This window comes from Leifsonia tongyongensis, assembly GCF_010686705.1.
GTDB lineage: Bacteria > Actinomycetota > Actinomycetes > Actinomycetales > Microbacteriaceae > Diaminobutyricibacter > Diaminobutyricibacter tongyongensis.
In genome coordinates this window covers 22,971-43,390 of the sequence record NZ_JAAGWY010000004.1, presented here as the reverse complement: position 1 = coordinate 43,390, position 20,420 = coordinate 22,971, and the positions used below count along the sequence as shown (strand labels likewise).

At 67.3% G+C, this 20,420-nt stretch carries 21 protein-coding genes; 11 read left to right on the top strand and 10 right to left on the bottom strand.

Features of this window, described 5'->3' with window-relative positions; genetic code table 11:
* Positions 1-3: 3 nt before the first annotated feature.
* Positions 4-1,425, bottom strand: a complete 1,422-nt coding sequence (locus G3T36_RS15740) for a glycosyltransferase 87 family protein (RefSeq protein WP_193571295.1) — start codon at positions 1,423-1,425, stop codon at positions 4-6.
* Between the two features lie 58 nt (positions 1,426-1,483).
* On the bottom strand, positions 1,484-2,329 hold the full coding sequence (locus G3T36_RS15735; RefSeq protein ID WP_163291099.1) for an ADP-dependent NAD(P)H-hydrate dehydratase: 846 nt from the start codon (positions 2,327-2,329) through the stop codon (positions 1,484-1,486).
* 93 nt (positions 2,330-2,422) lie between these two features.
* Here G3T36_RS15735 and G3T36_RS15730 point away from each other — a divergent pair, with 93 nt between their 5' ends.
* Both G3T36_RS15730 and G3T36_RS15725 read left to right on the top strand, forming a co-directional pair.
* On the top strand, positions 2,423-3,070 hold the full coding sequence (locus G3T36_RS15730) for an HAD family hydrolase (protein ID WP_163290784.1): 648 nt from the start codon (positions 2,423-2,425) through the stop codon (positions 3,068-3,070).
* Between the two features lie 37 nt (positions 3,071-3,107).
* Positions 3,108-4,196: an NADH:flavin oxidoreductase/NADH oxidase gene (locus G3T36_RS15725; protein WP_163290783.1), complete on the top strand. Its 1,089-nt coding sequence runs from the start codon at positions 3,108-3,110 to the stop codon at positions 4,194-4,196.
* Between the two features lie 121 nt (positions 4,197-4,317).
* On the opposite strand, the gene G3T36_RS15720 is transcribed toward G3T36_RS15725, so the two are convergent.
* Complete coding sequence (locus tag G3T36_RS15720; RefSeq protein WP_163290782.1) at positions 4,318-5,355, bottom strand: hemolysin family protein; 1,038 nt, start codon at positions 5,353-5,355, stop codon at positions 4,318-4,320.
* Positions 5,348-6,673, bottom strand: a complete 1,326-nt coding sequence (locus G3T36_RS15715) for a hemolysin family protein (RefSeq protein ID WP_240148611.1) — start codon at positions 6,671-6,673, stop codon at positions 5,348-5,350. The genes G3T36_RS15720 and G3T36_RS15715 overlap by 8 nt, the downstream gene beginning before the upstream one ends.
* Positions 6,674-7,022: 349 nt before the next feature.
* Between G3T36_RS15715 and G3T36_RS15710 the strand changes: the two genes are divergently transcribed.
* Entirely contained in the window at positions 7,023-8,702 is a 1,680-nt protein-coding gene (locus tag G3T36_RS15710) for an HNH endonuclease signature motif containing protein (RefSeq protein ID WP_163290780.1), read from the top strand.
* Positions 8,703-9,036: 334 nt separating this feature from the next.
* Here the strand turns inward: G3T36_RS15710 and G3T36_RS15705 are convergent, their stop codons facing one another.
* Positions 9,037-10,008: a Dyp-type peroxidase gene (locus tag G3T36_RS15705; RefSeq protein WP_163290779.1), complete on the bottom strand. Its 972-nt coding sequence runs from the start codon at positions 10,006-10,008 to the stop codon at positions 9,037-9,039.
* An 88-nt stretch (positions 10,009-10,096) separates the two neighbouring features.
* Positions 10,097-11,905 (bottom strand): gamma-glutamyltransferase family protein, encoded by a 1,809-nt coding sequence (locus tag G3T36_RS15700; RefSeq protein WP_163290778.1) that lies wholly within the window; start codon positions 11,903-11,905, stop codon positions 10,097-10,099.
* Between the two features lie 100 nt (positions 11,906-12,005).
* Between G3T36_RS15700 and G3T36_RS15695 the strand changes: the two genes are divergently transcribed.
* The 5 genes from G3T36_RS15695 (at position 12,006) to G3T36_RS15675 (ending at position 16,021) form a co-directional block, all read left to right on the top strand.
* Positions 12,006-12,944 (top strand): alpha/beta fold hydrolase, encoded by a 939-nt coding sequence (locus tag G3T36_RS15695; RefSeq protein ID WP_163290777.1) that lies wholly within the window; start codon positions 12,006-12,008, stop codon positions 12,942-12,944.
* 90 nt (positions 12,945-13,034) lie between these two features.
* Positions 13,035-13,394, top strand: coding sequence for a YciI family protein (locus G3T36_RS15690; RefSeq protein WP_163290776.1), 360 nt, complete (start codon positions 13,035-13,037; stop codon positions 13,392-13,394).
* Positions 13,395-13,416: 22 nt separating this feature from the next.
* A complete protein-coding gene (locus G3T36_RS15685) occupies positions 13,417-14,649 on the top strand; it encodes a DUF6596 domain-containing protein (protein WP_163290775.1) in 1,233 nt (410 codons plus the stop codon).
* A 104-nt stretch (positions 14,650-14,753) separates the two neighbouring features.
* Complete coding sequence (locus G3T36_RS15680) at positions 14,754-15,662, top strand: DsbA family protein (RefSeq protein ID WP_240148597.1); 909 nt, start codon at positions 14,754-14,756, stop codon at positions 15,660-15,662.
* A gap of 62 nt (positions 15,663-15,724) precedes the next feature.
* Positions 15,725-16,021: a hypothetical protein gene (locus tag G3T36_RS15675; RefSeq protein ID WP_193571294.1), complete on the top strand. Its 297-nt coding sequence runs from the start codon at positions 15,725-15,727 to the stop codon at positions 16,019-16,021.
* A 32-nt stretch (positions 16,022-16,053) separates the two neighbouring features.
* Here the strand turns inward: G3T36_RS15675 and G3T36_RS15670 are convergent, their stop codons facing one another.
* The gene (locus G3T36_RS15670; RefSeq protein ID WP_163290774.1) at positions 16,054-16,461 is read right to left on the bottom strand and encodes a VOC family protein; all 408 of its coding nucleotides are present in this window, start codon (positions 16,459-16,461) and stop codon (positions 16,054-16,056) included.
* A 10-nt stretch (positions 16,462-16,471) separates the two neighbouring features.
* Positions 16,472-16,912, bottom strand: coding sequence for a helix-turn-helix transcriptional regulator (locus G3T36_RS15665; protein WP_163290773.1), 441 nt, complete (start codon positions 16,910-16,912; stop codon positions 16,472-16,474).
* Positions 16,913-16,955: 43 nt separating this feature from the next.
* Here G3T36_RS15665 and G3T36_RS15660 point away from each other — a divergent pair, with 43 nt between their 5' ends.
* Positions 16,956-18,068 carry an acyltransferase gene (locus G3T36_RS15660; RefSeq protein ID WP_163290772.1) on the top strand — a complete coding sequence of 371 codons (1,113 nt, stop codon included), beginning with the start codon at positions 16,956-16,958 and terminating at the stop codon, positions 18,066-18,068.
* A gap of 34 nt (positions 18,069-18,102) precedes the next feature.
* Here G3T36_RS15660 and G3T36_RS15655 read toward each other — a convergent pair whose 3' ends face one another.
* A complete protein-coding gene (locus G3T36_RS15655; RefSeq protein WP_163290771.1) occupies positions 18,103-18,801 on the bottom strand; it encodes a hypothetical protein in 699 nt (232 codons plus the stop codon).
* 97 nt (positions 18,802-18,898) lie between these two features.
* On the opposite strand from G3T36_RS15655, the gene G3T36_RS15650 reads away from it, so the two are divergent.
* Positions 18,899-19,486 carry a TetR/AcrR family transcriptional regulator gene (locus tag G3T36_RS15650; protein ID WP_205245077.1) on the top strand — a complete coding sequence of 196 codons (588 nt, stop codon included), beginning with the start codon at positions 18,899-18,901 and terminating at the stop codon, positions 19,484-19,486.
* Between the two features lie 22 nt (positions 19,487-19,508).
* Positions 19,509-19,937: a hypothetical protein gene (locus G3T36_RS15645; protein WP_163290769.1), complete on the top strand. Its 429-nt coding sequence runs from the start codon at positions 19,509-19,511 to the stop codon at positions 19,935-19,937.
* Here G3T36_RS15645 and G3T36_RS15640 read toward each other — a convergent pair.
* On the bottom strand, positions 19,934-20,389 hold the full coding sequence (locus tag G3T36_RS15640; RefSeq protein ID WP_163290768.1) for a group II truncated hemoglobin: 456 nt from the start codon (positions 20,387-20,389) through the stop codon (positions 19,934-19,936). The two genes, G3T36_RS15645 and G3T36_RS15640, sit on opposite strands and share 4 nt — an antisense overlap.
* Between the last annotated feature and the right edge of the window lie 31 nt (positions 20,390-20,420).

Here is a 20,420-nt window from a genome sequence, read left to right as displayed (position 1 = left end):
TTCCTACTCCTTCGTCTCGAGCGGGCCCGGCGCACCGGCGACCGGATGCCTCGGGTCGGGGAATCCGTCACCGACGGCGTCATCGTCATCGACCGTGCCCATGCCCGCGCCCTCTCCCTCGGTGGGGAGCGCACGGAACGGCCAGACGCGTATCGGGAGCTCATCCGTATTGTCCGCCATCGGGTGGGCGGCACGCCAGAGGGACCACACTGACCATCCGAGCACAACGAGCAGCATGATGTTCCGCGCCGTGAGCACTGCGAGTCCGGCGGGCTGCGCGTTGAGGACGAAGTCATACAGGTTGGGGTACATCACCTGCGTGAGCGCTGCGGTGCACGTCACGAGGATCGCCGGAGTGCGGAAAGCGCGGCCGCGGTAGACGAGGCCGCTCACGACCGGCGCGGCCAGCCAGGTGATGTACTGCGGCGACCCGACCTTGTTGAAGACGATGAGCGTGGCGACAAGCGCGAGACTCAGTGTCGGCAGTAAGCGGGTCATGGGCGCGCCGGCGCGGACCGCGCGGATGCCGATGAGCAGCACGACGACGCTCGCGATCCCGAGCAGCGGGTTCATGAGCGAGCTCGCCACCGCGCTGCCGTCGCCTGTGACCTGGAACGTCAGCAGCTGCGGGTCGTAATAGACGAACGCGTGGGGGCGGTTGAACGCGGCCTCCCACATCCACGGTGTGCTGATCGGCGCTTCGATCTGAAGGCTGCGACCGGTCTGCATGGTGATGAAGCTGAGCACATGCCAGCCGCTGCCGAAGGTCAAGGCCAGGATGACGAGGATGAGGCTCGTCGTCCCCGCCACGACCAGGATCTGCCAGCGGGTGCGCGCCGCTACGACCACGGCTGCGAGGACTGCGGCGGGCCAGACCTTGATCCAGGTCGCCGCCGTAAGCATGACGACCGCCACGCGCTCCCGCAATGTCAGCCAGAGGAGTCCCACGATCACCAGCGGGACGGACACCGAGTCGAGCCTCCCGACGGCGATCGGGCCGAGGAGCAGCAGGAAGGCGAGCCACCACCAGGCAGCGACCAGCTGGCGCGGACGCCGCCCGATGGTGAGCACCGCGAACGCGCCCGCGTCGAGCAGCAGGACCATGGTCAGCCACGATCCGATGTAGTTGCTCGCGCCGAGGAGCAACGGGAGCATGATCGGCACCAGAGCACCGATCGGGTAGACCCAGTCGGACTGGATCCCCACGACGGAGCCGGCCTGCGCCAGCTGTGCCCACGGTTTGTAGACCAGGTAGACGTCGCCGAGCGGTTCTCCGACGGAATGGAACGCGAGGAACCCGAGGATCAGGTGCACGAGCAGAAAGGCGATCCACAGAGCGAGAGGGGATGCGAAGAGCCTGCGAAGGCCGGATGCATCCGCTTCCGGCGTCGCCGACCCCGCGCGCAGTGCCGGTTCGAACGCCATAGACGCCAATCGTAGCGGTGACATATGACGCGATGCCGCCGACGGGGGCCACGCCCGATCAGGCGAGGAGTTCGGCGATGGTCGCCGGGAGCGCCTCGGCGATGTCGAGGGCCGCGATCGGACCTCCGGCGGATGCACGCTCTCCGGCCCGGCCGTGAACGAACGCCGCGGTCGCCGCCAGCATCGACAGGGCCGAGCGGTCTGCGGACACGGCACGCGCATGCGTCGCCACGAGGGCGCCCAGTACGCCGCCGAGCACGTCGCCGCTGCCCGCCGTGGCGAGCCACGCGGGGCCTGCCGAAACGCACAGCCGGGTCCCCCACGGATCGGCGACATAGGTCATGTGGCCTTTGAGCAGCACGGTGACCTGGAGGGTCTCGGCCGCCCGGACGGCCCAGCCACTCGGGTCGGCGGCGATGGCGTCCGCGGTCGGCACAGGTTCGGCACTGCCGCCGGCCGCCGCCAGGGCGCTCGCGAGCTCCCGGAAATGCGGAGTGATCACGACAGGTCCTGTCGCCGTGCCGATCAGGTCGAGCGCGCCGGCGTCGATCACGACGGGCACGCCGTCGGCGAGCGCCGCTCGGAGCCGCGTCGCGTCGTCTTCGGGCCGGTTGTCCGCATCCATGCCCGATCCGATGAGCCACGCCTGGACCCGGCCTGGTGCGCAGACCACCTCGGGCCGGCGCTGAAGCACGAGCTCGCTCGGATGCGCGGCCCCGACATAGCGCACCATCCCGACTCCGGTTCGTGCGGCGGCCTCGACACCGAGCACTGCCGCGCCCGGATAGAGGTCGGAACCGGTGACCACACCGAGCACTCCCCTGGTGTACTTGTCGTCGGAGTCGATGGGCGCCGCAATCCAGATGCCGGCATCCTCAGCGGTCCAGGTGCGCCAGCTCGCCATCATCACGGGGTCACCGCGTTCACAGGGTGTCCGCCATCCACAGCTTCCGGTACCGGGCATTCAAGCTCATCCCTTCACGATAGGTTGAAAACGATGAAAGAGGTCAGCACTGTGACTGCGAACGCCAGTATCAGCATCCCAGGCAAAGTCGTCGTCTTCGACTACGGCGAGGTCATCTCGGTGAGTCCGAGCGAAGCCGATCGCGCCGATCTCGTGGGAATCGCCGGCGGTGAATCCGCAGAGTTCTGGCCGGCCTACTGGAGGCATCGAGACGCGCTCGACCAGGGCACGATCAGCATCCGGGACTACTGGCGGGGCATCGGGGCGGAGCTCGGCGAGCAGTGGAGCGACTCGAAGATCCATCGCCTGTGGCTGGCCGATTTCCGCAGCTGGCTGTCGATCGACCACGACACCCTCGACGTCCTCATCGACCTGCAGGAGGGTGGCACGCGCCTGGCACTGCTGTCGAACGCCGGCCGTGACTTCGGCTCGTACTTCCGCCACGGCACGCTGGGCGACCTTTTCGAGGCGGTGTTCGTGAGCGGCGAGCTCGGCACGATCAAGCCGAGCGCCGACATCTTCGAGATCGTGATGGGCGAACTCGGAATAAGCGCGGCAGACATGGTCTTCATCGATAACAGGGAAGACAATGTGCGCGGAGCCGAAGCTCTCGGGATCACCGCACACGTCTTCACCGGGGCCGCCGACCTTCGACGGTTCCTGATGTCGCTCACCGCCTGAGTCGACCGGCCACGCACGGAACGGAATCCTGACACCCATGCCAACACTCTTCGACCCGCTCAGCATCCGTGGCGCGACCATGCGCAACCGGATCTGGGTCTCGCCGATGTGCCAGTACTCCGTCGCGCTGCACGACGGCGTCCCGCATGACTGGCACCTCGTGCACCTGGGGTCGCTCGCGACTGGCGGCGCCGGGCTCGTTCTCACCGAGGCGACGGCCGTCAGCCCGGAGGGCCGGATCTCCCCTGAAGACACCGGCATCTGGAACGACGAGCAACGCGACGCCTGGGCTCGTATCGTCGGCTTCATCCGTGAGCGGGGCGCCGTGCCGGGCATCCAGCTCGCGCACGCGGGTCGCAAGGCTTCCACCTGGGCGCCCTGGGGGCAGGGTGACAGGCACGGAACGGTGCCGGAATCGGCGGACGGCTGGCGCACGGTGGGCCCGTCTGCGGTGGCGTTCGACGGCTACGACGAGCCCCTCGCGCTCGACGCGGCTGGAATCGACAAGGTCGTCGACGATTTCGCTGCGGCTGCGCGACGTGCCGTCGACGCGGGCTTCGCGGTGCTGGAGATCCATGGAGCGCACGGCTACCTCGTGCACCAGTTCCTCTCGCCGTTGTCGAACCTACGCGAGGACGAGTACGGCGGTTCCCTCGAGAACCGGGCGCGTCTCCTGCTCCGCATCGTGCGATCCGTTCGCGACGCCGTCGACGACGACATCGCCGTGATCGTGCGCCTTTCGGCATCCGACTACGCCGAAGGCGGCTGGGACCAGGAACAGACTGCCGTCGTAGCCGGCTGGGCCGCCGAAGCCGGAGCCGACTTCTTCGACATCTCCAGTGGCGGGCTGGTGGCGGGTGTGCGCATCACCCTGGGTCCCGGGTACCAGGTGCCGTTCGCCGATTTCGTGAAGCACGAATCGGAGGTCTCCGTCGGTGCGGTCGGCCTCATCACGACGCCCCAGCAGGCTGCCGCGGTCGTCGAGGAGGGCCGTGCCGACGCCGTGCTGCTCGCCCGTGAACTGCTGCGCGATCCGCATTTTCCGTTGCGCGCAGCCCACGAGCTGGGGGTCGAGATCGACTACTGGCCCGGGCAGTACCTTCGGGCGCGCTGGCCCGAGGCCTGACGGCCGCGGTCGGCCAGGCGCAGTCGGCCGGACCCGGTCGGCCGGACCCGGTCGGCCGGACCCGGTCGGCCGGACCCGGTCGGCCGGACCCGGTCGGCCGGACCCGGTCACCAGGGCGCGGTCAACCGCGACGGGTCGCGTCCTGAACCTCGCCGACGAGCTCCTCGATGATGTCCTCGAGGAAGAGCACGCCCGTGGTCTCGCCGTCGGCATCGAACACGCGCGCCAGATGGACTCCGGAGCGCCTCATGCTCGCTAGCGCATCCTCCAGGTCGCTATCGGCGAAAACCGTCACCAGGCGGCGGATGCGTTTCGTCGGCACCGGAACCTCGAACGCGGTGTCCTCCAGGTCGAGCACATCCTTCAAGTGCAGGTAACCCACGGGCTCCCCTGACTCGTCCAGAACCACGTATCGCGAGAAACCGTTCTTCGCGACGGCGCGCTCCACATCGCGCGGTGTCGCGTTGTGCGGAAGCGACACCAGCTTTCCGACACCGAGCGCGACATCACGCACCTTCTTCTCGGTGAACTCGAACGCCGCCGTCAGCGCGCCCGTCCGGTCGGTGAGCACACCCTCGCGGGTCGACTGGGTCACGATCGTCGCCACCTCGTCGAGAGTGAATGTGCTGGCCGCCTCCGCTTTGGGTTCTACCCGGAACAGGCGGAGCACCGCGTTGGCCGACGCATTCAGCGCGACGATGATCGGCCGGAACACCCGTGCGATCGCCACTAGCGGGGGCGCAAGGAGCAGTGCCGCCCGGTCCGGCATCGAGAACGACAGGTTCTTCGGGACCATCTCGCCGAAGACCACGTGCAGGAACGAGACCAGGACCAGCGTGATGATGAACGCGATCGTCCCTATGACCTGATCCGGCCATCCCGTGAGCTGCAGCGGGCCCTGAAGCAGATGGTGGATCGCGGGTTCCGACACATTCAGGATCAGCAGCGAACACACGGTGATGCCCAGCTGGGTCGTCGCCAGCATCTGTGTCGCGTGCTCCATCGCATACAGCGCCGTCCTCGCGCTGCGTCTGCCCCGCTCGGCCTGCGGTTCGATCTGCGACCGTCGTGCCGAGATCACCGCGAATTCCGCTCCGACGAAGAACGCGTTGATCAGCAGGAGCACGACCAGCCAGGCGAGTCCGGCCCAGTCACTCATGGTCGGCCTCCCCCGGTTCCTCATCGGGATCGGGTGTGTACCGGATGCGGTCGATACGGCGGCCGTCGAGCCGAACGACCCGCAAGGTCCCGCCATCGATCAGCACCTCGTCGCCGACCACCGGAAGTCGTCCGAGCTCGTTCATCACGAATCCGGCGACCGTCTCGTACGGGCCTTCCTCCGGTACCTGGACGCCCGCACGTTCGAGAAGCTCATCAGGTCGAAGGATGCCGGGGAACGTGAGCGAATCCCGTCCGCGCACCACATCGGCTCGTGTGCGGTCGTGTTCGTCGGCGACCTCACCGATGAGTTCCTCGACGAGGTCCTCCAGGGTCGCGATCCCTGACGTTCCGCCGTACTCATCGACCACGACCGCCATCTGGTAACCGCTGCCTCGGAGCTCACCGAGCAGAGTATCCAGGCTCATCGTCTCGGGCACGCGGAGCGCATCCGTCTGCAGGGCGGAGACCGGCACACGTGCTCGTCGGCCACGCGGGACCGCGACCGCCTGCTTGACATGGACGAATCCGACCACATCATCCACGTCTTCGTCGACGACGGGGAAACGCGAGAACCCGGTGTTTCGTGCGAGCTCGAGCACGGCCTGTGCCGGATCGGTGCGGCGTACGCTGGCGATCCTCAGTCGCGGGGTCATCACATCCGATGCCGTATGACTCGAGAACGCGAGGGTACGGCTCAGGAGGGTGGCCGTGTCGGCTTCCAGAACTCCGGCGCTCGCCGAACGACGGACGAGGGAGGACAGCTCCTCCGCGGTCCGCGCCCCCGACAGTTCCTCCTTCACCTCGAAGCCGAACAGGCGGATCACCCCGTTCGCCGTGTTGTTGAGGAGTGCCACGAACGGCTTGAACACCGCCGTGAAGACGGTCTGGAACGGGATGACCAGCTTGGCCGTCGGGAGAGGGAGCGCGAGTGCGAAATTCTTGGGAACCAGTTCGCCGAGGATCATCGACACCAGCGTTGCGACGACGATGGCCACGGTCGTAGCGATTACGGGGACGGCACCTCGTGGGATGCCCATCGCCGTCAGCGGACCCGACAGAAGGGAGCTGATGGCCGGCTCCATCGTGTAACCGGTGAGGAGCGTGGTGAGGGTGATGCCGAGTTGTGCGCTCGACAGGTGGGTGGACGTGATCTTCAGAGCCGCGATCGTCATGCCCAGACGTGTCTCGCCCCGTGCACGGCGTGCCTCCAGGTCGCTGCGATCCAGGTTGACGAGAGAGAACTCGCTCGCGACGAAGAAGCCCGTACCGATCGTCAGCACCACTCCGATGCCGAGCATGATCCACTCATAGGCCATGGTGGCCACCGCGGAGGCTTGGTCGCGCTGTCGGGCTTGGTCGAGCTGTCGGGCTTGGACCGGCTGTCGGGCTTGGTGGAGCTGTCGGGCTTGGACCGGCTGTCGGGCTCAGTCGAGGGCGCGGTGCGACCGCTGGCCGCGCCGAGGCGAATGGGCTATCGGCAGAAGGAGGGTCGTCCATTGTCAGGCCAAGTATACCGGGAGGGGTTCCCTCGCCCCGGCCCGACGCGGCGCCGTCGACCTCTCCTCCACAATTGGGTGATCTCGGAATCTATCCACAGGGAAATTGCTGATCAGAGGTTGTTTATTCGCGGCCCCGAATGTCGGTGGTTGCTGGTTGGGTTGAACCATGACCTTCCCACCCGCCGACGATCTCGCCGCGGTCGCTGCTGCGCTCGACGCGTTGCGCGCGCTCGAAACGGATCCGGTGGCGGATGCAAGTGCAGTGGTGGCAGGGGCGGATGCAGGTGCAGTGGCGGATGCGGATGCATCCAGTCTGAGCGAAGCGCAGTTGCACGCCCGCTCGCTGGCGGCGATCGGTGCGGTGCGGGCGGTGCTGGAGCGGGTGGCGTTGCGGCGGATCGCCGCCCTGAACCGGGCCGGCAGCCTGGACCCAGCCACGGATCCGGTGCGGGCCGGCGGGCACGGTGATATCGGGTCGTTCCTGGAGGAACTGTGGCGCACCAGCCTGCCGCACGCCCGCCAACTCTGTGCGGTGGCCAGGGCAACCGCACCGAAACACACGCTCACCGGTGAAGAACTGCCGCCCGAGTTCCCCGAACTGGCTGCCGCGCTGCTCGGTGACCCCGCCGATGCCGGTGACCCGGGAGAACCCGGCGACCGGGCGTCCACCTGTGATGTCTCGGTGGAGCAGGCGGCAGTCATCATCCGGGAACTGGGTAAGACCGGCGACGGCTGCAGCCTGGAACAACGCCATAGGGGTGAGCGGTTGTTGGTCGAGCATGCGCCGGCCCTGACCGTGGAGCAGATGCGCCGGTCGGCGATCCAGCTGCGGGACCGGCTGGACGAGGATGGCACCGAACCACGTGAGCAGATCCAGCGCCGGCGCCGGTCGTTGACGATCACGACCACCCGGGATGGGATGACCCGGATCGACTGGCGCCTCGACGCCGAATCCGCCGGGCATGTGGTGCCACAGATCACCGCCTACGTCTCCCGCGACTTCCACGACAAACGCAACGGCCGCAACACCGGTGACGGTCACGACGTAGGCGACATCCGTGACTCCCGCGAAACCCGCGGCACCAGCGACACCGGCAACGGTCACGACCTCGGTGACACCGGCAACGGTCACGACCTCGGCGACACCGGCAACGCCGGCGATTCCCGCGACACTGGTGACGCCCGCAATGCGTCGGCTCGGCCGACGGGGGTGCGGTTCGCAGACACAGAACCCGACACACCGGACACGCCCGCGATGCCGGAGACCCGGAGTATGGCCCAACTCCGGTCGGATGGGGCGGTCGAAGTGTTCCGGCACCGGGCCGGCTGCACCTCCGGGGCGACCAGTCCGCCGGTGACCATGATCGTAAGAGTCAGCCTGGCCGACCTGCGCTCCGGGAAAGGTGCCGCGGAGATCGACGAAGTACCCACCCCGGTCAGCGCCGCAACCGCCCGGCGGCTCGCCGCCGACGCGAACCTGATCCCCATGGTCTTGGGGCGTGACAGCGAAGTCCTCGACCTGGGTCGCAAGCAACGACTGTTCTCCACGGCGCAGAAGCACGCCCTGGCCGAACGGGACGGCGGCTGCGCCTGGACCGGCTGCCCACACCCACCCTCCTACACGCAGGCGCACCACATCCGCTGGTGGGACAGAGACACCGGACCGACCGATCTGAAGAACGGGATCCTGCTCTGCTCGCACCACCATCATCGGGTGCATGACGACGGCTGGGACATCCAGGTCCGCGAACACATCCCCTGGTTCACGCCACCGGCGCACCTCGACCCGACCCGCACACCCCGCGAAGGCGGACGCATCCGCCTGCCCGACAAGGCACCACCATGACCGGCACCGCGATGACCAGCACACCACCGTGACTGGCGCCACCATTACTGCGCCACCATTACTGCGCCACCACTACCGGCGCACTACGAGCGGCCCCATATCTGGGCACCACCATGCCCGTTGCCACCGCGGGCGCTTCAGGCACCACCATGCCCGTTGCCACCCCGGGCGCTTCAGGCACCACCCTGCCCGTTGCCACCCCAGACGCTTCAGGCACCACCCTGCCCGTTGCCAGCCCAGACGCTTCAGGCACCACCACGACCAACACCACCACGACCAACACCACCAGGACCAGCACCGAGCGCCGGCGGGGCGTACGCCCGACGAATCGAACTCAGCCCAGCGACTCCAGCACGACATTGGACGGGACGAAGAACGTCGTTCCCGTCGTCGCGGTCGAGAAATCGAGGATGCGGTCGTACGACCCCAGGGGGTCGCCCATGAACATCCGCCGCAGCATCTGCTCGATCACCCACAGGTCGCGAGAATATCCGATGAAATACGTGCCGAACTCTCCGCTCGCGGGGCTGCCAAAAGGCATGTTGTCGCGCAAGATGTCGTGCTCGACGCCGTTCGCATCCGTAATCGTATTCAGCGTCTTGTGCGACGGCCGCAACTCTGCATCCCCGTCGAGTTCGACATTGTCGGGCTTCGTTCGTCCGATGATGCGTTCCTGTTCGTCGGTGGACAGCAACTCCCATGCACGCAGGTCGTGCAGGTACTTCTGCACGACGACATAGCTTCCACCCGCGAATTCGGGGTCCTCATCACCGATCAGCGAGGACTCCCACATCGAGGCGCCGGTCGGGTTCTCGGTACCGTCGACGAAACCGAGCAGGTCGCGCGAATCGAAATACCGAAAACCGCTGACCTCATCCACGACGGTGACCGAGTCGCCCAAAGCGTCGAGAAGCAGCCGTTCGAGCTCGAAACACATGTCGCTGCGCTCGCTCCGGATATGGAAGAGCAGGTCACCGGGGGTCGAGACGGCGACAGGATGCGTGCCGTCTTCGCGTGCCGCGCCCGGGATCTGCGGAAACACGCGCAACTGTGCGGGCCGCGAGGACTGCCCGAGCCTGTCCCAGGCTTGACTGCCGACACCGACGTTGCAGGAGAGGTGACCGTTCAGGTCGCGGAACCCTACGGTGCGAACGAGGGCGCCCATGTCGGCGACCACCGAACGCGCGGTGGCGAGTGCCTCATCCGACTCGCCGATCGTGACCACGAGAAAGATCGCCGACGCCGAGAGCGGCGCGTTGACGCTCTGCGGCTCGATCGGTACACGGTTCCAGCTTCCGTCAGACATCGGGTCCTCCCGTTGTGCGAACCAGTCACTCCTTCGAGCAGGTTAGCGTTCGTCCGCGGGGATGGACAGAGCCGCGTTCGACAAAGCTTCAGCGCCCGACAGCGTAGCCCTGCATGCCACGCGGATTGGCCGCTGCACGAACGATACCGTCCGACCACGAGACGGCAGAGAGACGACCGAGCGTCCAACCACCGACGACGTCGACCCGATGCCCGAGTCGACGCAACTCCTCGATGACCTCATCGGCCAGACGATCCTCCACGACAAGGCCGGCGGGCTCCCAATCCCGCGGCCAGAACGAGCTCACAAGCGAGGTGGTGTGGAAGCTGGGCGCATCGATGGCGGCCTGCAGGCTGTAGCCACCGACGACGTGGCGGATGAGGAACGGCAGCTGCCACTGTTCCTGCTGGTCCCCTCCGGGTGAGCCGAACGCCGCATGTGCGCGCCCGTCCTCGACGAGCACGGTCGGAGTCAGCGTCGTGCGCGGCCGCAGCCCGGGAGTGAGCGTCGTCGGCAGGCCCGGCTCGAGTCGGGTCATCTGAAGCCGGGTGCCGAGCGCGAAACCGACCGACGGGATGTACGGAGAGGATTGCAGCCAACCACCCGACGGTGTTGCGGCGACCATGTTTCCCCAGCGATCGACGACATCGATATGACAGGTGTCGCCACGCGCCTCCCCACGCACACCCAGCGTGGGTTCACCTGCGGCAGCGTGCGTCGGGAGCGCCGTCTCAGCCGATGGCTCGGCCCCGACGACAGGGTGGGCGCCGAGCGAGCGATCGCCGTAGCCCGGAACGGATCCGGGTCGCAGCTCGGCCGAGGCGGATGCGTCGATGAGCGCACGTCGTTCTGCGGCGTATTCCGGCGAAAGCAGGTGCTCGAGCGGGACGTCGACGCCATCGCCGTAATACGCATCCCGGTCCGCGAAAGCGAGTTTCTGCGCCTCGACGATGCGATGGATGCCCGCAGCAGTCGACGGGTCGAGTTCGGCGTCGCCGAATCCGTCGAGGATCGCGAGCGCCTGCAGGAAGGCGGGCCCCTGCGACCAGGCTCCCGCCTTCAGGACGGTCCGCCCCCGGAAGGTCCCTCCGACGGGCTCCTCCCAGCTCGCGCGAAAGGCAGCGAAGTCGGTCGCGGCGATGACGCCGGCGTGGCGCATCCCTGACGAGTCCAGCGCAGGCGCGCCGACGAACTCCTCGACGGCGTCCGCAACGACCGCGCCGGCCCACGCATCGCGCGCTGCGTCGATGCGCTCCTCACGCGTTGCAGCCCCGGCGCCCGCGTCGATGAGGCGCTCGAGGGTGTGGGCCCAGGCTTCGTTCCGCACGATCGATCCGGCTGCGGGCGCGGAACCGTCCACGAGCCACTGGTCCGCCGAGGTCGGCCACTCGGTCCGGAAGAGTTCCGCAACGGCACCGATCGTCTTCACGACAGCAGGTGCGACCGGATGCCCGTCTCGGGCGTACCCGATCGCGAACTCCCAGACGTCGGCGAGTTCCCACGTGCCGCGCTCCTTCAGCAGCAGCAGCCAGGCGTCGAACGATCCCGGCACCGCAGCCGCCAGGAACCCGGAGCCGGGAACGAGGTCCAGGTCGAGCGCACGGTACGCGGCCGCTGACGCCGCGGCCGGGGCGGGCCCCTGACCCATCAGCACCCTCGGCTCCTCACCGCTGGGCGCGACGATCGCGACCAGGTCGCCGCCCGGGCCGTTGAGATGAGGCTCCACGACGTGCAGGACGAACGCACCCGCGACGACGGCGTCGAACGCGTTGCCACCTCGTTCGAGCACGGCCTGTGCGCTCTGGCTCGCGAGCCAGTGCGTCGACGCTGCCATTCCGAACGTACCTGCGAGGGTGGGTCGGGTGGTGAACGCGTCGGGCGCGGTGAACGGGGTCATCTGGTGGTCCTCTCCGATGCGAGCACTCTGCAGGCTCTGGGCTCGCCTCCTTCCACCGTATAGAGTGACGCACGAATCCGTGCTGCGAAGGGTGGTTCGCATGGCAGGCATCCGATTGGCCGACGGGACACTGCTCGACGCGACGGTCGAGGGAGCGGGACCCGCCATCCTGATCCCGGTCGACCCTATACCCGTCGAGGGCGACCGCGCCGACGAGTTGCGCAGGTGGGGTGTCGATCCGGCCCTCGGACGACGACTCATCGACGGGCTGCGCGACCGCTTCCGGGTCGTGGCGTTCGACTACGAAGGGCACCTGGCAGCGCATCCGAGACCGGACACGCTGACGCCGATGACGATCACCGACGATTTCCTGGCGATCGCGGATGCGGCGGGGGCTGACCGTTTCGCCTACTACGGCTATTCATGGCTGGCTCTCGCCGGGCTCCAGCTCGCCCTGCGCACCGATCGGGTCTCGGCTCTCGTGATGGGCGGGTATCCGCCACTGGACGGGCCGTACGAGGAGATGCTCGCGGTCACCACGGCCGGGCACGACCAGGCGATCGCGGCGGAGGCACGCCGAGCGGCGGGCGAGGGTGCCGGCGAGACTCCGGGCGAGACTCCGGGCGAGACTCCGGGCGAGACAGCGACTCCGTGGGGCGACAGCGCCGACGGGGATTGGGCCGACTGGGATCCAGCCGACTTCGACTGGTCCTCGGTCGAGATCACGCTCACCGAAGAGCAGACACGCCAGTACCTCACCCTGTACCGGGAGTTGCAGGGTTTCGACGACCGTGCGATCCAGGAACGGCTCACGATGCCGCGACTGTGCTTCGCCGGATCCGAAGACACGATCGACTACGGCGAGAACTGGGGAGACGTGCGAGTCGACCTCGCCGGACCGCTCGTCCGTGAAGGGAGCACACTCACGCGGCTCGGCTGGCAGGTCGCCGTGCTCGAAGGCCTCGACCATACGGGCGCGATGCAACCGGATGCGGTGCTCCCCGTCATCCGACCGTTTCTGTCGTCAGCACTGCTCTGATATCGAGGCTGCACCGATGTCGAGAAGTGCACACCGGCTCCGACTCACTTTCGTACGATGTCCGATTTCGCGAGACCAGCAGGAGGAACCATGAAATACATGATCATGATGTTCGGCAGCGCCGAGGGGATGATGGAGACGCGGACACCCGAATGGGTGCGCGAGATGATCGCCGACATGATCCAGATCGACAAGGACCTGGCCGAAGCGGGTGAACTCGTGTACAACGAGGGGCTCGCCGACCCGGGCACGGCCAAGACGATCCGGCTGGTCGACGGCGCGGTCACGGCGACGGACGGCCCGTTCGCCGAAGCCAAGGAGTCGGTGATCGGGTTCTGGATCGTCGACGTCGAAAGCGAGGCGCGACTGCTGGAGATCGCGGAAAGGATCGTGAAGTACTCCGACGTCGTCGAGGTGCGCCCTGTACCGGGCGGACCTCCGGAGGTCTGAAGCACCGACGAGGGAAGGCACTGTGGACGAACGCCCGCTGGAGAGCGTGCTGCGTGACGCCGCTCCGTATGCACTCGGCACCCTCGTCCGCCGCTTCGGGCAGTTCGACGCGTGCGAGGACGCGGTGCAGGAGGCCCTGATCGCGGCTGCGTCGAGCTGGCCCGTGGACGGGGTCCCGGACAGCCCGCGCGCCTGGCTGACCACCGTCGCCGACCGAAGGCTCACGGATGCGTGGCGCAGCGAGAGCGCACGGCGCCGGCGTGAGCGTGCGGTCGTGGAGGCAGAACCGCCGGGCTCCCCCGAGGTCAGCGACGACGACGACACGCTGCGGCTGATCTTCCTCTGCTGCCATCCGGCGCTTTCCGCGACATCGCAGCTCGCGTTGACGCTGCGGGCGGTCGGCGGGCTCACGACCGCCGAGATCGCGAGCGCGTTCCTCGTGCCCGAAGCGACGATGGCGCAACGGATCAGCCGAGCCAAGCAGAGCATCCGTGCGGCGGGGGCGCGGTTCGAACTGCCCGACGAGCCCGACCGCTCCGGCCGTCTCCGTGTCGTGCTCCAGGTGCTCTACCTGATCTTCAACGAAGGCTATGCGGCGCGCTCGGGCGATTCTCTGCAGCGTTCCGACCTGACGACCGAGGCCATCCGGATGACGCGGATGCTGCACCGCCTGCAACCCGACGAGGGCGAGGTCACGGGACTGCTGGCGCTGCAACTGCTGACGGATGCGCGCAGCGCGGCCCGCGAGACCCCCGACGGACGACTCGTCCCGCTGGCCGAGCAACGACGAGAGTTGTGGGATGGCGAGCGCATCGGTGAAGGCGTGGCCCTGCTGGACCGCACTCTGGGTCGCGGCCCGGTCGGGGCCTACCAGCTTCAGGCGGCCATCGCGGCCGTGCACGACGAGGCTCCGAGCGACGATGACACGGACTGGCGCCAGATCCTCGCCCTCTACGACGTCCTCGAGCGGGTCGCGCCGTCGCCCGTCGTCACCCTCAATCGCGCCGTGGCCCTCGCCCGCGTGGACGGACCACGTGCCGGCCTCGCACTGCTCGGAACACTCGATGGGGATGACCGCATCGCCACCAGTCACCGACTCGACGCGGTCCGCGCGCACCTCCTCGAAGGCGCGGGTGAGTTCGCTGAGGCCGGCGAGGCATACAGCCGGGCGGCGCGTGCCGCGCTCAACCAGCAGGAGCAGGCTTACCTTCTGGCGCAGGCAGCACGGGTCGCCGCAGCGCTGCGCCAGGTCTGAGAGACATGGGAGGACATCGGCGGCCCCGCCACAGCCGACTCAAAGGTGCGGACCTCTAGCATCGACTTCGTACGTGTCGAAGAGCATCGATGGGATGAAACCGGATGGCAACAGGCAGGGGCGGGAACGGTCCGTCGAAGCGCGACCGTCGCGAGGAGGCCCGCGAGCACGCGCGTCTGATGCGCGAAGAGGCCCGCAAGCGCGCCCAGCGTCGCAAGTGGTGGATCCAGGGGTCCATCGGCGTCGCTGCGATCGCCATCCTCGCGGTCATCGGCCTCATCGTCTACAACGGTGTCTCCGCATCCGCCAATGTCGCCAACCCGAAGAACATGGTGAGCAACGGCATCGTGCTGACGAGCACCACCAAAGCCGTCACCACCCCGGCGATCGCCAAGGGCGCGAACCCGACCCCGACGACCCAGAGCAACGGGGCCGGCAAGGCGAACATCACGATGTACGTCGACTACCAGTGCCCGTACTGCAACCAGTTCGAGACCGCGAACGCGACCCAGATCGGCCAGTGGCTGGACGCGGGCATCGCGACGGTGGAGATCCACCCGATCGCCATCCTCGACAACTCGTCGAGTGGAACGAAGTATTCGACCCGGGCGGCGAACGCTGCCGCCTGCGTAGCGAACTACGATCCCAACACGTTCTACGCCGTGAACAGCGCGCTGTTCGCGAACCAGCCCGCCGAGGGGGGGACCGGTCTCACGGATGCGAAGATCCTGTCGGTGCTGAAGGGCGCCGGAGCGAGTTCGGCCGCGATAACGAAGTGCGTGAACGACCAGACTTTCAAGGAGTGGGTGACGTCGGCGACGAACCGGGTGCTCACCAAGCCGTTGCCGAATTCGACGATGGCCAAACTGACCGGGACGCCGACCGTGATCGTCAACGGCAAGCAGTACACCGGCTCGCTGAGCGACGCGAAGGCTTTCCTGCAGTTCGTCGGGTCGGCCGTGCAGGCCGCATCGACGTCCACGCCGACGCCGACGCCGACGCCCTCGAAGTAGTGATCGCATCCGGCGGGTCGCAGCGCATTGACGCTTCGGCCTGCCGGAGTAGCGTTCACACCATGAGCAACGAGAACATCACTCCGCAGTTCGGTGCGGACGGGCGCGACGCGCTCGGTTACGACAAGGACGGCGAGAAGGATTACGCGCTCGACGACGTTATCGCCGACGACGACTTCGCCGATCACGTCGTCACGAACGATGCCGTCGCGGGCGAGACCGTGTTGCCGGGCGCGGGCGACGGCAACGATGGGCCGACGGGCGGCTCGCCCGGTGAGGCGTCTCCCACCTACGACGAGCACAACCGTCAGGACGATCCGTTCGATGCGCTACCGGACGACGACGACTTCGTCGAGTAGGTCGGCGTCGAGCAGGTCCCGCGTCGAGCAGGTCAGACCGAGGCCTGCGTGATCCGAATCATGTTGCCCGACGGGTCGCGGAATGCGGCGTCGCGGGGACCCCACGGCTGGTCGATGGGCTCCTGGAGCACTTCCGCCCCGGCAGCACGCAGCGTCTCGAACGTCGCGTCGAGATCGTCCGTCCAGAAGACGATCGGACCGAGCACGCCCTTGGTGACCAGCTCCTGAAGGGTGTCACCGTCGGCCTGCGAGCGGCCCGCGTGCGGTTCGGAGAGCACGATGCCCAGTTCGGGCTGCTCCTCACTGCCCAGCGTCACCCAGCGGTGCCCGCCGCTCGCCACATCGTTGCGCACTTCGAGTCCGAGGGCGTCGCGATAGAAGGAGACCGACTCATCCACGTCGTTGACCGTGATGTTCGTGTATTGAAGTGAGATTGTCATACGGACAACGCTAGGCAGCGCTGTCGTCTGCTGCTTCTCGAATCCTGCTCGACTTGTTGCGCGTGGGACGCGTGCGCACCTTCGCCTCGCACGGCGGCATGGCGGTCACCGCGTCGTGCTCGCGCTGACGGTATGCGGTGGGCGTCTCGCCCATGATCTCGGTGAACCGGGAGCTGAACGAGCCGAGCGACGTACAGCCGACGGTCATGCACGCGTCGGTCACGCTCATCCCCTCGCGCAGCAGTGCCATGGCGCGCTCGATGCGACGGGTCATCAGGTAGGCGTATGGCGTCTCGCCGTAGGCGGCGCGGAACTGGCGCGAGAAGTGCGCGGGCGACATCAGCGCCTGCGACGCGAGCGTCGGCACATCGAGCGGTCGCGCGTATTCCCGGTCGATGAAGTCACGTGCCCGGCGCAGATGCGCGAGGTTGGCGAGCTCCTGGGGCGTCATGTGACGACGATAACACCAGCGCACCTCTTGGTACTCTGTTCGGATGATCGCGAACGCTTCCGGGCAGACCGCTCGACCGTTTGCCCCACCTGCCGCACCCACCACACGGTCGGTCGGCCTCGATGTGCTGCGTGTGACAGCAATCCTCGGCGTTGTCGCCATCCACGTTTTCGGAGGGATCGTCAGCAACCCGGCCGTCCGCGGATCAGGAAGCTGGTGGGCTGCGGCCGCGGCCGACATCGGAAACATCTGGGTCATTCCGGTCTTCGTGATGGTCAGCGGGGCGTTGCTGCTGGGTCCGAGGGCACACGCGGCGGGACCACGCGCTTTCTACCGCAAGAGACTGCTACGGCTCGGCCCGGCGTTCGTCGCGTGGCAGGTCTTCTACATCGTCGTCGTTCAGCAATGGCTCAGCCACCGGAACCTCAGCCTCACCGATGTTCTGCAGCAGATCGCAGACGGAAAGACGTACACCCACCTGTACTTCCTCTACCTGATCGTCGGTCTCTACCTCGTCGCACCCGTTCTCGCCGCGTTCCTCGCCGGAGGAGGCGCGGGCAGGGCGTACATCTTCGCGGGTGCCGTTCTCGCGTCAACGCTCCTCGTCTACGTGATCGCAAACCTCTCGTCCCTCAACGGCGCCCCGCGACCGATCGTGCTCAACGCCCTGACGCAGTGGGTTCCGTATGTAGGCTATTTCCTGGTCGGCTGGGCCTTGCGCGATGTGCGTCTCTCGTGGCGATGGGCGACACTCGCGACCATCGTCACGCTCGCGTTGCTCGCAGAGACGGTCTGGCAATTTGCGAACTCGGGTCGCCACGTTCTGCTGAACGCTGTCTCGCCCGTCGGCTACCTGGGCTTCATCGTCGCGGCGGCCTCGATCGGCGTCTTCGTCGTCGGCCAGAGCGTCTTCGCATCGGTAAGGGCGTCAGGGCGTTTCGGGCGTGTGATCGCCGAGCTGTCGGACGCGTCGTTCGGCGTGTTCCTCGTCCACTTCTTCTTCATCGTCCTGCTGGCGACGCTCTTTCCGTGGGCGGCCGACCTGAGGGACACGAACTTCTTCGCCGCTGCGGCCTTCTGGTTGTGCGTGGTGGTCGCCTCGTTCGCGTTGAGCCTCGGAGCGCGACGGGTTCCGGTGCTGCGCCGGTTCTTCTGAATCCAGGTCGGCCTGGCCCCTTTGCGGGCCGGTGTCAGCGGCGGACGTTCATATCGAACAGCGGGTTCGGGTCTGACGGCCGGTACGGCACCGTGAAGAAGCCGAACAACTCGGCTTCGTTCCCGGAATAGGCGAAGGTCGTTCCCCGCTCCGGATGCGCAGTGCTGAACGTGATAGTCACCTCGGTGTCGGGCACGTTGCTGTCGTAGACCGATACTGTCGTCGTGCTGCCGCTGTCGTCGTAGGCGTACGCCAGCACCTGGTGGTTCTTGCCGAGATCCGCCGGATTCGTCGAGTTGACCAGGATGAGCCCGAGCGGGCACGGACTTCCCTGGTCGATCGTCCGGCGGAGCTTCGGCAGCTCTTCCTCGACGGTGCGGTACGACGTTCCGTGGATGACCAGGCCGAACCCCACATCCGCGCGACCGAGAACCATCCACTCGTAGTACTGCGCGACCCCTGCCGGGATGTTGAAACTGTCGATCAGTCGCCTGACGATGTAGTCGAAGGCGGGCGAACCGGCCGGCGGGTTGTCGCTGGTCCCGGGCGGCAGCCGTTTCGCGACGAACAGGTCGGCGGCAGCGAAGGCCATACCCCCGCACAGACCGTTCGAGGCGTCGCCGATCGGTATCGAGCCGAACGGGGTCGCGATCGTGATGTCGGGTTCGGAGGGCCACGAGTTGGGATAGTGCAGACCGTTGGTGTTCGGGGCGAACCCCGTCAGCGTTCCCATCGTCGATCCCCTCGTCGGCACCGTCTGTGCCGAAACAGTAGCACGCACGCGTGACCCCGATCTTCTCTTTTTTGACCAGACGGTCTAATCTATGACCATGCGGTCAGATTCCGAACCAGGGCTCACCAGAACGCAGCGGGCCCGACAGGCGGACATCGTGGATGCGGCCATCGCGATCCTGGATCGCGAAGGGTTCGCCGCCGCATCCGTCGAACGGATCGCAGCGGAGGCAGGAACGACGAAGAGCACCGTGCTGTATCACTTCAAGACGAAGGAGGCGATCTACGAGGCGGTCGTCGTCACCCTCTTCCAGGCCGGCGCCGCCTACATGACGGAACGGATCATGGCGGCGGATTCGCGACCCGACAAACTCCACGCCTACCTGTCGTCGAACCTGAGCTTCATCGCCGAACACGCCGCCCACGTCAACGCCGTTCACCGCATCCAGGAGAACGCCGGGCCCAGCGGCGACGGCTCTGACGCCGTCACGCCGCTCGCCCACCTTCTCGCCTCCGGACAGGAGACCGGCGAGTTCGGTTCGCACTTCGATCCGGAGGTCATGGCGCTCGCGATCCGCGCCATCGTCGACGGCGCGTCATTCCACTTCACGGCGCATCCGGGCCTCGACGTCCCACATTACGTCGACGAGGCCATCCAGCTCTTCGACAGGGCGACCGCACCCTGACGAACCAGGAAAGGACACAACAATGAGTACCCGGACAACACCTTCTAACAGCGCGACCGCGGAGTCGACTCCGCCCGGCTTCCGTGCCGTGACCTGGCTCGTCGGCGCCTACGCGGCGCTGAGCCTCCTCACGATGGTTGCGATCGTCGTGCTCACGGACCTCGCGCCGCACCTGGTCAGCCCGCAGGCCTGGGTGCGCGGCATCATCATCGCCGCCACCTCCATCCTCACCTTCGCCTTCGCCCGTCGCGCTGCGAAGGGCTCGCCACGAGCGCTCCTGCGACTCCGCATCGTCGTCGGCATCCTGCTCGTCGCCGTGGTCGCGGTCCTGTTCTTCCTCCCGCTCCCGCTGTGGATGGTGATCGAGCAGGCCGTGTGCGGCGTGCTCCTGCTGGCGACTGCGCTGATCATCTTCCGCCGGCCACCTTCGGGAGCGACTCGGAAGAACTAGCCTTCGGGCTCGAGCCCGTTCCACGACCAGTGCGGGATCGACAGCCCGTCCGGCACGTCGTCGGCGCTGCGGTGATACTCGGCCATCGGCGTCGTCGTCGCCCAGGCGAAGTAGTCGTGCAAGGCCCGACGGAGTCGCTCATCGCCGGACAGACCGGCGTCGGCGAGCGCCTCGTCGAAGCATGCGATCGCGCGACGGTCCATATCTTCGTGCTGCCCGTGCCCACTGTGGAGGCGAACAACGCTCGACTCGGTGCCGTACTGCTCCGAATAGGTTGCTGGGCCACCGAGCGCCTCGCCCCAATAGGCCGCGAGTCGTTCGGTGTGGTCCGTTCGGAAGCCATGACTGAAGGCGTGGGCGACGACCTCATCCGCCATCACCCGGTCATGCCACGCTGCAGCCAGCCGCAGCATCCCGTCCGCTCCACCGGCCGCGTCGAACACCGTCTGCATGCACCCAAGGGTGCCACACCGGCGCGCGGCA

What these genes read in the sequence shown, in the direction of transcription:
- G3T36_RS15640 (WP_163290768.1), bottom strand. Translation starts at nt 20,389, where the DNA reads ATGCAGACGGTGTTCGACGCGGCCGGTGGAGCGGACGGGATGCTGCGG.
- G3T36_RS15710 (WP_163290780.1), top strand. Translation starts at nt 7,023, where the DNA reads ATGACCTTCCCACCCGCCGACGATCTCGCCGCGGTCGCTGCTGCGCTC.
- G3T36_RS15725 (WP_163290783.1), top strand. Translation starts at nt 3,108, where the DNA reads ATGCCAACACTCTTCGACCCGCTCAGCATCCGTGGCGCGACCATGCGC.
- G3T36_RS15645 (WP_163290769.1), top strand. Translation starts at nt 19,509, where the DNA reads ATGAGTACCCGGACAACACCTTCTAACAGCGCGACCGCGGAGTCGACT.
- G3T36_RS15680 (WP_240148597.1), top strand. Translation starts at nt 14,754, where the DNA reads ATGGCAACAGGCAGGGGCGGGAACGGTCCGTCGAAGCGCGACCGTCGC.
- G3T36_RS15735 (WP_163291099.1), bottom strand. Translation starts at nt 2,329, where the DNA reads ATGGCGAGCTGGCGCACCTGGACCGCTGAGGATGCCGGCATCTGGATT.
- G3T36_RS15670 (WP_163290774.1), bottom strand. Translation starts at nt 16,461, where the DNA reads ATGACAATCTCACTTCAATACACGAACATCACGGTCAACGACGTGGAT.
- G3T36_RS15690 (WP_163290776.1), top strand. Translation starts at nt 13,035, where the DNA reads ATGAAATACATGATCATGATGTTCGGCAGCGCCGAGGGGATGATGGAG.
- G3T36_RS15740 (WP_193571295.1), bottom strand. Translation starts at nt 1,425, where the DNA reads ATGGCGTTCGAACCGGCACTGCGCGCGGGGTCGGCGACGCCGGAAGCG.
- G3T36_RS15665 (WP_163290773.1), bottom strand. Translation starts at nt 16,912, where the DNA reads ATGACGCCCCAGGAGCTCGCCAACCTCGCGCATCTGCGCCGGGCACGT.
- G3T36_RS15650 (WP_205245077.1), top strand. Translation starts at nt 18,899, where the DNA reads ATGCGGTCAGATTCCGAACCAGGGCTCACCAGAACGCAGCGGGCCCGA.
- G3T36_RS15705 (WP_163290779.1), bottom strand. Translation starts at nt 10,008, where the DNA reads ATGTCTGACGGAAGCTGGAACCGTGTACCGATCGAGCCGCAGAGCGTC.
- G3T36_RS15730 (WP_163290784.1), top strand. Translation starts at nt 2,423, where the DNA reads ATGAAAGAGGTCAGCACTGTGACTGCGAACGCCAGTATCAGCATCCCA.
- G3T36_RS15720 (WP_163290782.1), bottom strand. Translation starts at nt 5,355, where the DNA reads ATGAGTGACTGGGCCGGACTCGCCTGGCTGGTCGTGCTCCTGCTGATC.
- G3T36_RS15700 (WP_163290778.1), bottom strand. Translation starts at nt 11,905, where the DNA reads ATGACCCCGTTCACCGCGCCCGACGCGTTCACCACCCGACCCACCCTC.
- G3T36_RS15695 (WP_163290777.1), top strand. Translation starts at nt 12,006, where the DNA reads ATGGCAGGCATCCGATTGGCCGACGGGACACTGCTCGACGCGACGGTC.
- G3T36_RS15715 (WP_240148611.1), bottom strand. Translation starts at nt 6,673, where the DNA reads ATGGCCTATGAGTGGATCATGCTCGGCATCGGAGTGGTGCTGACGATC.
- G3T36_RS15655 (WP_163290771.1), bottom strand. Translation starts at nt 18,801, where the DNA reads ATGGGAACGCTGACGGGGTTCGCCCCGAACACCAACGGTCTGCACTAT.
- G3T36_RS15675 (WP_193571294.1), top strand. Translation starts at nt 15,725, where the DNA reads ATGAGCAACGAGAACATCACTCCGCAGTTCGGTGCGGACGGGCGCGAC.
- G3T36_RS15660 (WP_163290772.1), top strand. Translation starts at nt 16,956, where the DNA reads ATGATCGCGAACGCTTCCGGGCAGACCGCTCGACCGTTTGCCCCACCT.